Below are 13,503 nucleotides of genomic sequence, written 5' to 3' on the forward strand. Positions count from 1 at the left end.
TATGTATACATATAAATATACGTATAATATTATTTGTTATAATACATATAAAAATATGTATAAAGTCACGTATGATTATATGTATAATCGAAAGATATCTATAAACAATTTGCTCCGAAGTATAGTATGGGAAAGGTAACTTTTCAATTTGAGAAACTAAAAAATAAACTTTTGTTGCTAAAATTGCGACAAAGTTATTGCTTAGAATTTGAATTTAATTTTCTTTAGAATAGCGAGCTTTAAGAGCCCATAAAATTGAGACGGTATCAATTACTTCTTGGAACATTGCTCCTACAAAAGCTGGAATAATCCCAAAGGAGGCAATTACCATCAAAATAGTACAGATAACAATTCCAATCAAGACGGATTGCTTAGCAATGCGAATGGTGTCTTGAGAAATAATCACGGCTTTAGCTACTTTAGCGAGGTCGTCTTTCAGAATAACAACATCGGCTGATTCACTGGCAGCAGAAGAGCCATGAGCACCCATGGCAATTCCGACATCTGCTGTGGCGAGACTGGGGGCATCGTTGACCCCATCACCAACCATAATGACCGGTTTATTTTCTGGAGCTAAGGCCTTGAGAGCCGTAATCTTATCTTTTGGTAAAAGTTCCGCACGTACATCTGTAATCCCAACTTTAGTCGCAACTTGTTCAGCTGTTGCTTTTTGGTCACCAGAGAGCATCATAAGCTTGGTGATCCCGTATTTTTGTAAAACAGTCATAGTGTGAGCTGCTTCTGGTCGGAGGTGATCACTAAAGGTAATATAACCGAGATAATGGTCATCTGAACTGACATAAATGGCAGTATTCTCACTTCCGGGTAACTTGAGGTCTTGGACCACAAACTTCTTTTTCCCCACTTTAATTAGGTGATTAGCAAGCTGGGCTTGAACCCCGTTAGCGGTGATTTCTTTAGAATTATTAACCGTTTGAAGTTCAATTCCTTGTTTTTTGGCATAGGCGACTAAGGAGCGGGCTAAAACATGGGTTGATTCCTGCTCGACACTCGCAGCTAATTGTAATAGTTCTTTTTGACTAATATCGCCTTGAGGTTGAATCGCTGCTACAGTTAAATGCCCATTAGTAATAGTTCCCGTTTTGTCGAAGGCGACGGTTTTAGCAGTAGACATCTTTTCGAGCATATCTCCAGTTTTTACAACTATCCCGTTACGTGAAGCACGACTCATTCCGGAGACTAAGGCGACAGGAGCTGCTAAAATCAAGGGGCAAGGCGACGCAACTACGAGGACTTCAGCAAAGCGTTGTGGGCTTCTCGCGATTAAAGCGGCTGCAAAGGCGATTCCGACAGCAATTATGGTAAATGGTACTGCATACCGGTCAGCCATCCGGACAAAATGAGCGGGAGTTTCTTCAGCTTTTTTAACTAATTTGATTAACTGCTGGTACTTACTATTGGCGGCGATTTGGCTAGCCTGCATGGTAATAGCATTTTCGCCATTAACTGCCCCGGACATGAGATTATCATTAAAGCCTTTTTCTTGTGGTAAAGATTCTCCCGTTAAGGACGACTCATCAAAATTACTAGTTCCTTTAATGATAAAACCGTCAACTGGTACCAATTCTCCAGGTTTAACTAGCAATTGATCACCAATTTGTACTTGCTCGACATCAATATCTTCTGTTTTTCCCGCAAGTAAACGGTGAGCTAGTTGGGGGGAATTGTCAAGCAGGGCCTTTAACTCAGTGTTGGCTTTTTTAGCAGCGTAATCTTCGAGAGCATCTCCTCCAATTAACATAACTAAAATAACCATGGCCGCCCAGTATTCGCTGACGGATAGGGTTGAGACAACCGCTAAAATTGCCAAGAGGTCAACGCCATATTTTCCAGATTTTAAAGTATGAATCATTTCCAAGAACATAACACAAGCTAGATAGGCTCCGACCAAGGTGACCAGAATTTGCGCCCACAAGGCATGTCCGAGAACAAATTGCAAAATAATAGCAACTAAAGCAATTGCGAGAATGATGATTAAACTTTGTTTGTGACTTAACTTCGACATAAAAATCACATCCTTACATTTCTCTTTACTTCTATTATAACCTAATCTAGATAAGAATGTTTCCGTTTTCACAAAAGATTGATTTTTTAAGGGAAAAGTAACCTTTTTAGTAAGAATGGCGTGGTGACTAGTGAAGGTTAGTCCTTGTTTGTATTTAGCTAATCAAAGATATTAATATAGGAGAGAAAATCTTGTAAATAAATGCGAGATAATTGCCACTCATTCCAATATTTCCAAGCGATAAAGCTGGTCAAATTTTAATTTCTGTCCGGAAACTAGTAGCGTTTGCTCAACTTTAACTGTATAAATCTTTTGTCTAAAACCTTAGTAGGGGGATACTTCTTAACAAGCAAGGCAGATTTGATTAATCAATTAAACACCGCTTTTATATGGTACTTTTACGGGTTAAAAAGTGCCTTAAAACAGGCATCCTATCATGTAATTAATTCTGATTACCCAATATGAGATAAGAAAAAAGATAAGACTTAAGATAAGACCTTATCCGTTTTATAGCTAATTGATATGACAAACTAACCAGTCCATTTTTGGCCTGGTTTTTTGTTTATGTCGTATCCAGTCCATAGAGGGCCAAATTAGGCCTTAATACAAGTATCCCCAGGAGTTGGGTGTAACCAATCGCCAATGTTTATAGAGTTAAACGGCTTTACAGTGCGCATCTCGGCATCAGCTTTCAGAGCCTGGCTTGTTGCGGAAGTTGTCCGACTATGGGAAAAATAAAAAGGCGGTTTTATTTCACTTATAAACATGTAAGTCGCTATCATCCCCTAGCAACGGCTCGGCTACTACCTCGAAAGCGTCAGCAAACTGATTACAAGCCTTTCTTCTTAACTGGTGATACATACTGTCGGAATATCCTATATTTTGAGCTACTTGCCACACTGCATAATTCTTTAAATACCTTAGTTCTAACAAGTTTTTACACCTTTCATCACAAGAATTAATAGCCGTTTGCACTGCTTCTACAATCTGACTAGCCCATGCTTTGCGGGTGTATCTTTCTTCTTGTCCGTTCAACTTGCTTTCTGATACTCTTTCACCGTAACTAGAAGATCCTATGCTAACACTAGCCATTACTTTCAGTCGTTCATAATCTTTTTTGAAAAAAGTATCAACTTTATCAGCGGTCTTTTTTTGGTCTACCTCATCAAAAATCATTTTTACACCTCTGCAATTTCTGCCACTTTTGGCAGGATTAGGATATAACTCAAACGCGGCTATTCTTCAGTCGTATTTGGGCTTTTTTTCTGCGGAAATTTTCCAGTTATGGAGAAAATAAAAGGACGGTTTTGTAGCGTTTTGTATAGTTTTCTTCTACCCCCCGGGCTAAAAGAGGTCAATTCCGACAGCCTGGAGACCGGTGGGAAGGGCTTAACTTCCACAAAAAAACACAAAAATTCTCACGTGAGGGGGGTGTTTGGCGGCGGAAATTCCCGCTACCACTTTTAGCCATCGCCACAAATATCGATAGTAGCCCCCCCCACCTAAAAATTTTAAAAATTGCTCTCTGACACAAGATTAGAGCAACGTGCGCTCTTCTCAATCTCAAAATAGGGGCGGGGGATGTTAGCTACATTGCGGTCTAAGTTCTGCTCAGGTCGTCCATCATCCCACTAACCAGGTTTTGAAGTAGTATTTGTAGTTATAGTGTCCTTGGTCTAGATTTAACCTAGGGTGTTATAACCTCGTATTTTACGTTCTAAGCGTTTTTAACCTTTTCGGGTATTTATACCGTTCCTTATTTAAAATTCTATCACGGTTGAATTATCGTGGTAAAACATACCGTTTTAAGCTACTAAAATAATTTTTACAATTCTATGCGCTTAAAAGTGAAAGCCCGTTCTAAGGATGTTATGTTATAGCCCCTGTAATTTTTTCCGGGGTGTCATGGTAAATTAAATTGACCTCGGATAAAAAATAGGCCCGTTAAAAAGACCTGTTTAAAAAAGACCCTAGATTATAATCTAAGGTCAGCTTTATATGCTTAATATTTTATTAACGTCCATCAACTCGGTTATTACTTCTTGGGTCAGTCGTTTATCTATTTTATGGGAGTACATGACTTTTAGTCCTTTCTGTAACTTGGTATAATAATTATATTCTTTAATTTTTTTCAGTATTGTACTTAGCCTTTGGCGGTCGAAAAATCGGCTATGTAACCAAGGCTTATTTTTTCTAATTGCCATAGTGTCATTTAACCTTGGTAAATCTAAGCTAGGTCTGAAAATGTTAGCAAACCTTAGCATTTTTAGTACCTGGCAAATCTGCCCCTACTCACACTAAAAGACCCCTTAGCGTTATTCTAAGGGGCTTTAATCTAAAATAAAGTTAATTGGTTGTCGTTGCTAGAATGATGGTGTACTTGCTTGGGTATCATCTTTCTAGCTTTTTTAATATGGTTATCATCTAACACTTCAAGGCTATATACGTTTATCTGATACCCTCGGTTAGTGATGCTTGCATGCATCCCCAAATAACCATGATTTACAAGCTCTAAGGCGTTCTTTAATAACTCGGCTCTATCTGTACCCAAACGCTTTTCAAGGCTCCTATCAACGATTACAAGCGGGGATGTTTCCAGTAGTAGCATGCCGTACATAACTTTAGCGTCTGCGCTTAATCGTTCATCGTTTAAAACCTGGTTAGGTATATAAAGTTCATCATGCATTACTGATCACCTCGCTAAATGCTTTCTTGACCTTTATAAAGTCGGTAGCAGACCATCCAAGCTTGTAAATGTCGCTGGGGGTTGCTTTCTTAAGTAGTTTACCAACGGCGTTATAATAAATGTCTCGGAGTTTCTTAAGCTCAATATTTTCCCTTTTGAGGTTGTTTATATCACATTCTAGTTTATCTATTTTCTTGGCCATTTTGATAGTTAGGCTATCACCAACCATCTTTACACCATGGCTTTCGTAAAATCTTAGGTCGTAAAAATCTTTGGTCGGTTTTAATCCCATTTTTGGCATCTTAGATAGTACTAGCATTCTAAGGTCATATAGGCTATTAATCTTTTGGGCATCCTCGTCATCAAGTATAAAGATTGTGCCATCATCTATAATACTTTTATTCAATAGATTTACTTGCAACGAGTAACTGTAAATGGTTTTAGTGTTATATAACAAGTCGTTGGTTGTTTTAATCATCTCTTTAGCCAAATAGGCCAAATCTTCCCACCCCCAAAAGTCGGAGGATGCTCGCGCCGCTTTAGTTGCTTTAATTGCTAATTGTTCATATCTTTTCATGTTTCTACCTCGATACCCGCCACTGTCCCGCCTTGATAGGCTCATTCTCATATCGTTTTTTTCAGTAATTTTTATATTCTGCCCGAATTGCCCCAATAAATCATTTATTAGGGCGGGCGTTTATCCCTTGATATATAAGGCTTTGCCCGAATTGCCCGAATTGCCCCAATAAAACACACACTCCCATATATTATTACTATTACTTACTACCTTTTTACTAAAATATATAAATAACTCTTTTTATTAGGGATATTAGGGATATTGGGGCAAACATTGTTATATCAAGGGTTTAACCTTGCCCCAATAACCTGTTTTATTGGGGCGTTATTGGGGCAAAATATTATTTTCTAATATATCCATGGCTTTTTTTGCCCCTTAGTCGTTCAACGAATGCCCAACCATCCTTAGCAAACATCCGGTCATTAATCGCTTTTGAGTCGGAGTTTTTGCCCCTAATCGTCATTTTATCGGGGTCTTGCTTTAATCCTACTGCCCAAATATCTTTGGTAGTAACGTAAGGAATTTTAATCCAAACGGCGGGCGCCTCGCTCATAGATTGTTCATAGATACTGCGCTTGTCATCAAGCGACAACTTGAAGTATTTTTCTTCATAGTCGGGAGGCGTGGTGCTTTCTAGGTATTGTTCAATTTCATCATCTACCATCGATTTTTCCTTGGCCCGTTCTTGTTCTTCTTTGGCTATTTCGACTAACTCGCTATCCTCTTTGATATCGATATAGTGCTTATATCCCGCCGTATACAGTGCTTTAGCCTCAGCTAGCTTGTAACATGTAACTATCATCCACTTTATGCGGATTTTTAGTTGCTGCATCCCCATTGCACCAAATTGGATAAAAGCGCCGTTCTCCGGTATCATCCTTTAGGAAAGTAGGCTTGTTGGTCGTTCCAATAAATACCGTCTTTCTTGCATGGTCTTTTGTAGTTTCGCCATAGGGGGAGCGGTAGTTGTCGTTGCGGCTGCTAATGAAGTTTTTTATCTCGTCTGTGCTAGATGCATTGAACGCCTTTAACTCGCTTATCTCAGCAACCATTTTGCTATTAAGCTTTAGCAAATCGTCTTTATCTTTCATAGATCCTAAGTTATCCACAAAAGAATTAGGGAAAATGGAGCTTACTAAATCACTTTTGCCAATGCCTTGGCCACCGTACAAAACCGGGACTAACTCAAACTTACAACCTGGCTCATACACTCGCTTAATCATCCCAGTAAACCAACGCTTAGTAATTTCTTTGGTGTAATGGGAGTTGGGAGCGCCTAGAAAATCAACAAACAAGCTTTCAATCCTGGGGATGCCATCCCATGCTACAGTTTCCACACGCTCTTTAACTAGGTTGCGGGTGTTATACTGCATCGCATAGGCTCTCAAACCAATATCAACGGTTGACGGGGTCGGGGTATAGTCAAAATTACTTTCAATGTAATACTTAAGGATATTGCTATTTGGCTTGTCCCATGGGATGTATCTGCTTTATCATCAGCATACATAAGCAACTCTGAAAACTCGTCATAAAATGGTTTCGGAGCCTTAGGGTCATTCTTTAGAATAAGAATGATATTCTTAATACTTGACTCGCTCACGCCTCTGAGGCTCCGGACGCCTTTTTTATTCACTGCGCCCTTGGTAAAAACACCATCCTCAAACCAGGTCGGGAGGTTAAATGCCTCAGTCGGTACAATCGCTTTAGACTTAGTTGCTTGCTTGTGTTTCTTAATATTCATTGGGTCGCCGTTGTGTTTATTAATAAATTTTTGCATTTCTGCGCTTGGTTGTCTCATTGCATCATCCTCTTTCTTTCACACGTTCATAGCCTTTAATGGCGGATTTAAAAATATGGTTAATCTCTGCATCAGATAGGGGCGGAGTGAAGTACGCTTGGTTAATCGTCATTAGAAAATCATACAAGCCAGGTAAGGCGCCTAAATCAGCCATACCACACACCAACCAATACCAGGCAAAATTATACATGGTGTTATTTCTGCGGCCCTCTCCAATGCCTTGGGTTATCTCACTAAGCCAGTAAGCGCCTTTTGTCGGGTCAGTGTTCCTTTTCACATAATTAGTAGGGGGATGGTTGAAGTCTGTTTCATCCTCATACTTGGATATAAGAGCTTTAAAGCTAGGTAGGCTCTCTTTAATAGCATCAGCGGTTAATTTGGCGCCTTGGTGATAGGTGATTACTTCGCCTTGGGTAAACTGATTTCTAACTGGTAGTGAAAAAAGCTGCGCCGGTCGGGTCGTACTTTCATCCCAGTTACTTGTTAAAATCTGTTTATCAATAAGACCATAGATAAACCCCTTGGCAACCAAAATATACGTATCGGGAAGTAACGGCGGTGTTTCAATCAACAAACGATACCTAAGCCCATATCCCTTCAAACCGTTCTTAATTGTTGGGTATAGGATAAATTCTAAGGCGTCTAATAGTTCTGTCAGCCTATTTAAAAGCTTGTCGGGTGTATTTATGCTTGGGTTAATATTATCAAGGTCTAGCGCTAGAATATCCCTGCTTTGGATGGTGTCGTTACTTCGCCTATTGTCTGTAAGCATCCCGCTATAAGCATAATCAAGTTCCCTCTTTAGGTCTTTCACGTTGTCAGCGGAAACTGAAAAGGTCGGGATGTTATACCTTGCAAGGTAGTCTTTGAGCGTTCCAGGAACGGCTTGCATCACCTTGTTACTGTAACCTCTTTGTACATATAGCATCACCAACGCCCCTTATTTTCTCTAAATTCTAGGGATGATTTTAGTTGAATGATGCCTAATTTTAGGAGATGCTTGCTTGTTTTATCCATGCTATTCATCTTCTTTCAAGTAGTCTCGATGTTTCTCTAAAAACTTAGTAAGCGATATCTCCATTTTTTCATTGTTGTTTTCTTCGGCGATGATTTTTAAATCAATGATAAAACCGGGTTTTAGACTACCGGTTAGGTTACCGGTTGATAAAATAGCGTTTTGCTTGCGATTTTTAAGCAGGTTGTAAACTTTTTTTCCTAGGGTTAGGCTTTCGGGGGTGGTGCATATAGCCCACCTTGCACCTTTATCAGCAGCAATTAATTTAAAATCATCGTTCATTACTTAGTACCTCTCTTTTCAAAATAGCGCCCGGTTACTGCCTCATAAGTGGCTTGTCCCAGGAAGAAAAATGCGGCTACTGCATAGCAAGCCACGCTTTTCAATGGATGATCGCTTAAGTAAAAAGCCATTGAAATCACTCCGGCTACGATTGTTATAATTTCAGCTTTAGTTAAGTACATAAAAATTACCTCTTTCAGTTCCCGCCACAAACCCGCCTCTTTCTCCATTATGGGAAAAAATAAGGCTCACATTCATAAAGTTACATTGTAATTTAAGAGGTATCTCAGTATACTAATAACTGTTAGATATGTATTAGTTACTGAGATACTTCTTAGTAGGCCTTGGGTATTTGTCGATACTCAAGGTTATTTTTGGTTCATTGGTGATTTTCAAAATCAGCTAAAACCTCTATTTTCCTATTTCTGTTGGTAAAGGCGCCATTTCTAGCGTCTTAATCAGTCGCATGTATTTTGATGCCTCAGCTCTTAAATGAGCGGTCGCTTGTATTCTCTCGGAGTTGTCAGAGGGGAAATATAAGCCGTACGGTTGCCGCTTAGATGCACATATCGGAGCGCCTTTCTTTCGGCAACTTTCAGTAAGCCTGTCTAAGTCCCGTATATCGTTCCTATTTAACGGGTTTAACCCAATCAATCGGGCCAAATCAGCCCGTTTTTTGGCGTTTTTACTTCCATAAGGTATCAGCCCCATGAATTCTAGTTCTCGGACTGTAAAGCCATTCTTTTCAGCCATATAATCACTTCCTTTCTAATTTTGAATAATTGGGGGGATGCTATCCCTGGTAAGCTTTAATCACCACCCAAAATTTGTTATAATTTACTTAGCCACAAAACGGAGCGGGTCAATGCTTTTCTGTTTTTGTGCTTTATCTCTTTCTATTCACTGCCTTGTCTTGCTTTCAAAATCGGCAAGGCTTTTTTGTATGTTCATATTGTTCTTTCTCTAAAAAACGATTTAACGGCGTCTGCGGTGTAATAAGGCGTGTTTCCTACGTACGCTACCTTAAGACCTAATTTCTGCCATTTATCAACGGTCGCCGGTGAGATACCGCAAGCCTTTGCTAGGTTTTTTCTAGTGTAAACAAGCATATTAAGCTTTTCATCATCCCGCACCCGGTCAATTTCATCACGTACCAGGGTTGCAAGGTAGCCGCGTAAAGCTTGGTCTTGTTGTTCGGATAATGTAACTTCCAATGGCATTATTTCATCACCTCTAAATTTCTTTCTCGCATTTTTCAATTATCCAATCGTTAATTTTGTTAAAAGTTGAATTTTGTACTTTCAACTTTTCGCCCTTGATGATTGGATAAAGTGTAAAACGACTGATTTTAAGCTCTCTCGCAAGTGCCGCTATTGTTAGGTTATTTTCACCTCTTAAGCGTTTCAATAGCTTAACTTGGGATGCCGTAAGCTCTCTTTTTTGCATGTGATCACCTCCTAAAAATTACAATCGTTATATTTTCCGATTGCAATTAAATAATATAACGATTGTAATATTATTTCAAGAAAAAAATAACGTTTTGTTTTATTTTTTTATGGAATTTATCAATCTCTAGTGTTATTCTTTATAAAAAAGAGGTGATTTTAATGGAAAATAGAATAAAAGAATTGCGGAAGAAAAAAGGAATTACACAAAAAGAACTTGCTCAAATAATAGGTATCACACAAGCTGCTCTAAGTAATTATGAAAGAGGCAGGGCTCCTAGTTATGATATTGCGCATAAAATAGCTAACTACTTTGGGAAGTCAATAGCGTACGTATTGGGGTATGTCGATGAAAGCTATTCGGACCCCAGGAATGATGATTTTTTAGAGGCGGGGAAAATAACTTCAAACCTTGGAAACATAGAACTATTCGATAAATTAATAGCAACTTGGTCTGATTGGGATGATAAAAATTTCAATGAGAAAATACCAAAATCAACTAAGGAATTAATAGGGGAAAATATTCAGACTTTTTTAAATAGTTATTCTAGTATCGTGTATTTCTATGAGGCGAAAGACACCCCTTTAAAGGACACTGGCGATTATGAAAAACTTCTAAAATTGGAAGGTGCACTTTTGAATGCTTTTAATAATTATCATCACAAGGTTAACAATGATATGCTAGAAAATGAAAAAATAAAGTTAAAAATCACATTACAAGGACTTCTTGCTGCGCTTATAAACACCTTAAATAAGGAGTCGGGGCTTTTTTAAAGATAACCATCCCACCGACTAAGATTTATGCCAACATTAGCCAACCTCAAAAAACCTGAGCAATTCTTAGCTACCTAACAGGGCTTAATTTTCAGTTCAGTGTCTTAAGCTAGGGATGTTAGCAACCTTGGAAAGTCCAGTATTTTTCAGTAAACACCTTGCAACCTTAGGTTTTCTTTGGGTGCAACTTTTTTGCTTTTGGGTGCAACTTAAAATTATCAGTTCTTCTTGTCGTACCACTTAGCTATAAAACGGAGCGGGTCAACTTCTGTTTAGAGAGGTACAATAATGACAAAAATTAAAGAATACACTACCAAAGGCCAAACTAAATACAAGTTTGCCTTTTATGCCGGGATTGATGATGTTACCGGCAAGAAAAAATATATCCATAAGCAAGGGTTTAAGACTAAAAAAGAGGCACGTCTTGCGGTTAGCCGTCTAGAATTACAAAAAGCAAGCGGTGAGCTTTCACCACTTACCAATAACAATTTAACTTTTGAGGCGGTTGCGGATCAATACATGGAGGCCAAAAAGCATTCTATCAGAGATAGCACTTATCAATATCAAGCGGGATGGCTCAATAACCATATTCTAAAATCGTTTGGAAAATTGAAAATACAGGCTATTAAGGGCTATCAATGCCAAAATGCTATTAATGACTGGTTTATTAAATCACCTAGCGCAATAGACCAAATAGCCGCTTTAGCTAATCAGGTTTTTAGTTATGCTATCAAGAATGGCTATATTAATAAATCACCTATGCAAGCGGTCATTTTGCCTAAAAAGCCGGAGAAAAAATTGACTGATAATTATTTCACCAAGGAAGAGTTAGCCTATTTTTTGGAATACGTGAAGAAAAATAAACCGGAGAGATACCCGCTTTATCGCTTTCTAGCTTTTAGCGGTGTAAGAATTGGTGAGGCTTTGGCCCTAACCTGGGATGATATAGATTTCAATGCTGCTACTGTAACTATCGATAAAACAATATCAAGGGGACTTAACGGCCCTAAGATAGAGCGCCCTAAGACTAAGGCGGGGTGGCGCAAAATAGCAATGGATAAAATCACCATGCAAGCCCTGGCATCCCAACAACAAGCCCAAAATAAAAGGCTCTTTGCTTTGGGACTTTTAAATACACTGCCTAAGCCGTTGCCCGTCTTTGATAATGGGACGGGGAGGCGCCCGTACATCACCACCGCCAAAAAACAGTTACAAGCAATCTACCGCAAACTACCAAGCGACTTTAAAAAGATAACCTTACATGGTTTTAGGCATACACACGCCACGTTATTAATTGAAAGCGGAGCTAGTATAAAGACCGTTCAGCAACGGCTAGGGCATGCTAATATAAGTATGACTTTGGGTGTCTATGCGCATGCCACTAAGAAAATGGAAACTGATGCTATTAATCGCTTAAATATGTATTTTAGTAACTAAAAGATAAGACTTAAGATAAGGTTTTTTGTAAGATTTCATCTTAAGTAGTGGTATGAAAGCAATTAAAAGGGCCTTACCTTTTTATTAATCAAAAAGGCACCATCCGAAGATAGCACCTTAGTACTTAATTGTCCTCACAACTCAAAGAGGAACTTCTAGTCTTTTTATTCATCATACGGATGGAACAATTGTTTGTGACTACCGAGACGAATAAATCTAAATATTTTTTTCTTCTCAATTTCAGTGTATATTACTAACAAATCTAACTTACCATCAAATAAGTGGAAATCCATATTTCCGTTATATGGTAAGGATGGATCCACCAAGAGATGCGGATTATATTCTTCGGGTACTTCACCATACTCCAAAATATACTCGGTAATTGCCTGCAATTCTTCTCTTAAATTGCTTACCTGAGTTTTCCAGTATCTAACATCATTGATGAATTCCTGGTCATAGCGAATTTGCCACTTACTCAACATCAAATAACTCCTTCATCGCATCAGTAGCATTATCAAAAGTTTTCGCCGTGACAGGAATAACACCTTCTTCTTCTGCATAAGCTCGAATTATTGCTTTCCTTGTCTTGTCATTAAACTTAACTTTTTTGACTTCAGGTTCTGTCTTAATTTCAAACGGAACTTTACCTTGAATCAAGAATTGTCGAGCTGCTAAATTAAAATAACCATTCAAGGTTAAACCTGAGGCAGCTAATTTCTTAACCAATTCTTCTCGCATGTCTTCTTCTAGACGAATTGTGGAAGCAACTGTTGCCATATTAATCGACCTCTTTTCTTGTTTTTGATATCTATATGATACCACTTTGATTGAAAAAAGTAACCTATTTCAATTTGAAAGAATTTCCAAGCGATAAAGCTGGTCAAATTTTAATTTCTGCCCGGAAATTAGCAACATTTGCTCAACTTTAATTGTATAAATCTTTTGTCTAAAACCTTAGTAGGGGGATACTTCTTAACAAGCAAGGCAGATTTAATTAATCAAAAAGGCACCATCCGAAGATAGCACCTTAGTACTTAATTAGTCTTCAAGCCAAAACTTAAGTAACTTCTTAAGTACTTTTTTGATTGTACCCGTAGGCACAATGATAAATAAGATGTAAATTGACATCAGGAGTTTCCTCCTTCCTTGTACAATTTAGGCTGATAAGACATATAACGTACAAAGAAAATTATAGAATAACGCACTAATTAGTGTTATAATAACGATGATGAATAGGATGTATAACGTACAATAAACTGGCGTGATAAACCAGTTTTAAGCGTGGGGGACTAGCGAAAGTTAGTCCTTTTTTGTGTCTAGTTACTCGAAACCAATAACATAAAAAATCCCGCAAGTAATTGCGAGATAATTGCTATCTATTCCAATATTTCCACACGATAAAGCTGACCAAATTTCAACTTCTGCTCGGAAACTAGCAAGGTTTGGTCCAACTCTAATACTTT

The 13,503-nt window shown here is 38.4% G+C and carries 17 protein-coding genes; 2 read left to right on the forward strand and 15 right to left on the reverse strand.

Going from position 1 to position 13,503, the window contains the following annotated elements; translation table 11 throughout:
- Positions 1-214: 214 nt before the first annotated feature.
- The 13 genes from JCM10991_RS09725 to JCM10991_RS09790 all read right to left on the reverse strand — a co-directional run bounded on the left by JCM10991_RS09725 (position 215) and on the right by JCM10991_RS09790 (position 9,830).
- Entirely contained in the window at positions 215-2,026 is a 1,812-nt protein-coding gene (locus tag JCM10991_RS09725) for a heavy metal translocating P-type ATPase (protein ID WP_025021342.1), read from the reverse strand.
- A gap of 753 nt (positions 2,027-2,779) precedes the next feature.
- Positions 2,780-3,202: an ArpU family phage packaging/lysis transcriptional regulator gene (locus JCM10991_RS14645; RefSeq protein ID WP_025021343.1), complete on the reverse strand. Its 423-nt coding sequence runs from the start codon at positions 3,200-3,202 to the stop codon at positions 2,780-2,782.
- A gap of 1,159 nt (positions 3,203-4,361) precedes the next feature.
- Entirely contained in the window at positions 4,362-4,712 is a 351-nt protein-coding gene (locus tag JCM10991_RS09740) for a hypothetical protein (protein ID WP_025021345.1), read from the reverse strand.
- Positions 4,705-5,289, reverse strand: a complete 585-nt coding sequence (locus JCM10991_RS09745; protein ID WP_025021346.1) for a hypothetical protein — start codon at positions 5,287-5,289, stop codon at positions 4,705-4,707. The genes JCM10991_RS09740 and JCM10991_RS09745 overlap by 8 nt, the downstream gene beginning before the upstream one ends.
- A 340-nt stretch (positions 5,290-5,629) precedes the next feature.
- The gene (locus JCM10991_RS14650) at positions 5,630-6,091 is read right to left on the reverse strand and encodes a hypothetical protein (protein ID WP_025021347.1); all 462 of its coding nucleotides are present in this window, start codon (positions 6,089-6,091) and stop codon (positions 5,630-5,632) included.
- Positions 6,063-6,662, reverse strand: a complete 600-nt coding sequence (locus tag JCM10991_RS14655) for a virulence-associated E family protein (RefSeq protein ID WP_025021348.1) — start codon at positions 6,660-6,662, stop codon at positions 6,063-6,065. Before JCM10991_RS14655 ends, JCM10991_RS14650 begins: the two co-directional genes overlap by 29 nt.
- A gap of 11 nt (positions 6,663-6,673) precedes the next feature.
- The gene (locus JCM10991_RS14660) at positions 6,674-7,087 is read right to left on the reverse strand and encodes a hypothetical protein (protein ID WP_025021349.1); all 414 of its coding nucleotides are present in this window, start codon (positions 7,085-7,087) and stop codon (positions 6,674-6,676) included.
- 4 nt (positions 7,088-7,091) lie between these two features.
- On the reverse strand, positions 7,092-8,015 hold the full coding sequence (locus JCM10991_RS09765) for a primase alpha helix C-terminal domain-containing protein (RefSeq protein ID WP_025021350.1): 924 nt from the start codon (positions 8,013-8,015) through the stop codon (positions 7,092-7,094).
- 90 nt (positions 8,016-8,105) lie between these two features.
- Positions 8,106-8,384, reverse strand: coding sequence for a hypothetical protein (locus JCM10991_RS09770; protein ID WP_025021351.1), 279 nt, complete (start codon positions 8,382-8,384; stop codon positions 8,106-8,108).
- The gene (locus JCM10991_RS09775) at positions 8,384-8,566 is read right to left on the reverse strand and encodes a hypothetical protein (protein WP_025021352.1); all 183 of its coding nucleotides are present in this window, start codon (positions 8,564-8,566) and stop codon (positions 8,384-8,386) included. The genes JCM10991_RS09770 and JCM10991_RS09775 overlap by 1 nt, the downstream gene beginning before the upstream one ends.
- A 229-nt stretch (positions 8,567-8,795) precedes the next feature.
- Positions 8,796-9,137, reverse strand: coding sequence for a hypothetical protein (locus tag JCM10991_RS09780; protein WP_025021353.1), 342 nt, complete (start codon positions 9,135-9,137; stop codon positions 8,796-8,798).
- Between the two features lie 194 nt (positions 9,138-9,331).
- Entirely contained in the window at positions 9,332-9,604 is a 273-nt protein-coding gene (locus JCM10991_RS09785) for a MerR family transcriptional regulator (protein ID WP_025021354.1), read from the reverse strand.
- A 13-nt stretch (positions 9,605-9,617) separates the two neighbouring features.
- Positions 9,618-9,830, reverse strand: coding sequence for a helix-turn-helix domain-containing protein (locus tag JCM10991_RS09790; RefSeq protein ID WP_025021355.1), 213 nt, complete (start codon positions 9,828-9,830; stop codon positions 9,618-9,620).
- 161 nt (positions 9,831-9,991) lie between these two features.
- Between JCM10991_RS09790 and JCM10991_RS14665 the strand changes: the two genes are divergently transcribed.
- Positions 9,992-10,603, forward strand: coding sequence for a helix-turn-helix domain-containing protein (locus JCM10991_RS14665; protein ID WP_025021356.1), 612 nt, complete (start codon positions 9,992-9,994; stop codon positions 10,601-10,603).
- Positions 10,604-10,891: 288 nt separating this feature from the next.
- Positions 10,892-12,040 carry a site-specific integrase gene (locus tag JCM10991_RS09800; RefSeq protein ID WP_025021357.1) on the forward strand — a complete coding sequence of 383 codons (1,149 nt, stop codon included), beginning with the start codon at positions 10,892-10,894 and terminating at the stop codon, positions 12,038-12,040.
- Positions 12,041-12,204: 164 nt separating this feature from the next.
- On the opposite strand, the gene JCM10991_RS09805 is transcribed toward JCM10991_RS09800, so the two are convergent.
- Together JCM10991_RS09805 and JCM10991_RS09810 are read right to left on the reverse strand one after the other, a co-directional pair.
- Positions 12,205-12,522, reverse strand: a complete 318-nt coding sequence (locus JCM10991_RS09805) for a type II toxin-antitoxin system YafQ family toxin (RefSeq protein ID WP_025021358.1) — start codon at positions 12,520-12,522, stop codon at positions 12,205-12,207.
- The gene (locus tag JCM10991_RS09810; protein ID WP_025021359.1) at positions 12,512-12,817 is read right to left on the reverse strand and encodes a hypothetical protein; all 306 of its coding nucleotides are present in this window, start codon (positions 12,815-12,817) and stop codon (positions 12,512-12,514) included. The genes JCM10991_RS09805 and JCM10991_RS09810 overlap by 11 nt, the downstream gene beginning before the upstream one ends.
- Positions 12,818-13,503: the final 686 nt, after the last annotated feature.

It is taken from the genome of Ligilactobacillus equi DSM 15833 = JCM 10991, assembly GCF_000615765.1.
Taxonomy (GTDB): domain Bacteria; phylum Bacillota; class Bacilli; order Lactobacillales; family Lactobacillaceae; genus Ligilactobacillus; species Ligilactobacillus equi.

Bases quoted from the DNA above. Each gene is read 5' to 3' on its own strand.
- JCM10991_RS09725 (WP_025021342.1), bottom strand. From the start codon at position 2,026: ATGTCGAAGTTAAGTCACAAACAAAGTTTAATCATCATTCTCGCAATT.
- JCM10991_RS14645 (WP_025021343.1), bottom strand. From the start codon at position 3,202: ATGATTTTTGATGAGGTAGACCAAAAAAAGACCGCTGATAAAGTTGAT.
- JCM10991_RS09740 (WP_025021345.1), bottom strand. From the start codon at position 4,712: ATGCATGATGAACTTTATATACCTAACCAGGTTTTAAACGATGAACGA.
- JCM10991_RS09745 (WP_025021346.1), bottom strand. From the start codon at position 5,289: ATGAAAAGATATGAACAATTAGCAATTAAAGCAACTAAAGCGGCGCGA.
- JCM10991_RS14650 (WP_025021347.1), bottom strand. From the start codon at position 6,091: ATGATAGTTACATGTTACAAGCTAGCTGAGGCTAAAGCACTGTATACG.
- JCM10991_RS14655 (WP_025021348.1), bottom strand. From the start codon at position 6,662: ATGCAGTATAACACCCGCAACCTAGTTAAAGAGCGTGTGGAAACTGTA.
- JCM10991_RS14660 (WP_025021349.1), bottom strand. From the start codon at position 7,087: ATGAGACAACCAAGCGCAGAAATGCAAAAATTTATTAATAAACACAAC.
- JCM10991_RS09765 (WP_025021350.1), bottom strand. From the start codon at position 8,015: ATGCTATATGTACAAAGAGGTTACAGTAACAAGGTGATGCAAGCCGTT.
- JCM10991_RS09770 (WP_025021351.1), bottom strand. From the start codon at position 8,384: ATGAACGATGATTTTAAATTAATTGCTGCTGATAAAGGTGCAAGGTGG.
- JCM10991_RS09775 (WP_025021352.1), bottom strand. From the start codon at position 8,566: ATGTACTTAACTAAAGCTGAAATTATAACAATCGTAGCCGGAGTGATT.
- JCM10991_RS09780 (WP_025021353.1), bottom strand. From the start codon at position 9,137: ATGGCTGAAAAGAATGGCTTTACAGTCCGAGAACTAGAATTCATGGGG.
- JCM10991_RS09785 (WP_025021354.1), bottom strand. From the start codon at position 9,604: ATGCCATTGGAAGTTACATTATCCGAACAACAAGACCAAGCTTTACGC.
- JCM10991_RS09790 (WP_025021355.1), bottom strand. From the start codon at position 9,830: ATGCAAAAAAGAGAGCTTACGGCATCCCAAGTTAAGCTATTGAAACGC.
- JCM10991_RS14665 (WP_025021356.1), top strand. From the start codon at position 9,992: ATGGAAAATAGAATAAAAGAATTGCGGAAGAAAAAAGGAATTACACAA.
- JCM10991_RS09800 (WP_025021357.1), top strand. From the start codon at position 10,892: ATGACAAAAATTAAAGAATACACTACCAAAGGCCAAACTAAATACAAG.
- JCM10991_RS09805 (WP_025021358.1), bottom strand. From the start codon at position 12,522: ATGTTGAGTAAGTGGCAAATTCGCTATGACCAGGAATTCATCAATGAT.
- JCM10991_RS09810 (WP_025021359.1), bottom strand. From the start codon at position 12,817: ATGGCAACAGTTGCTTCCACAATTCGTCTAGAAGAAGACATGCGAGAA.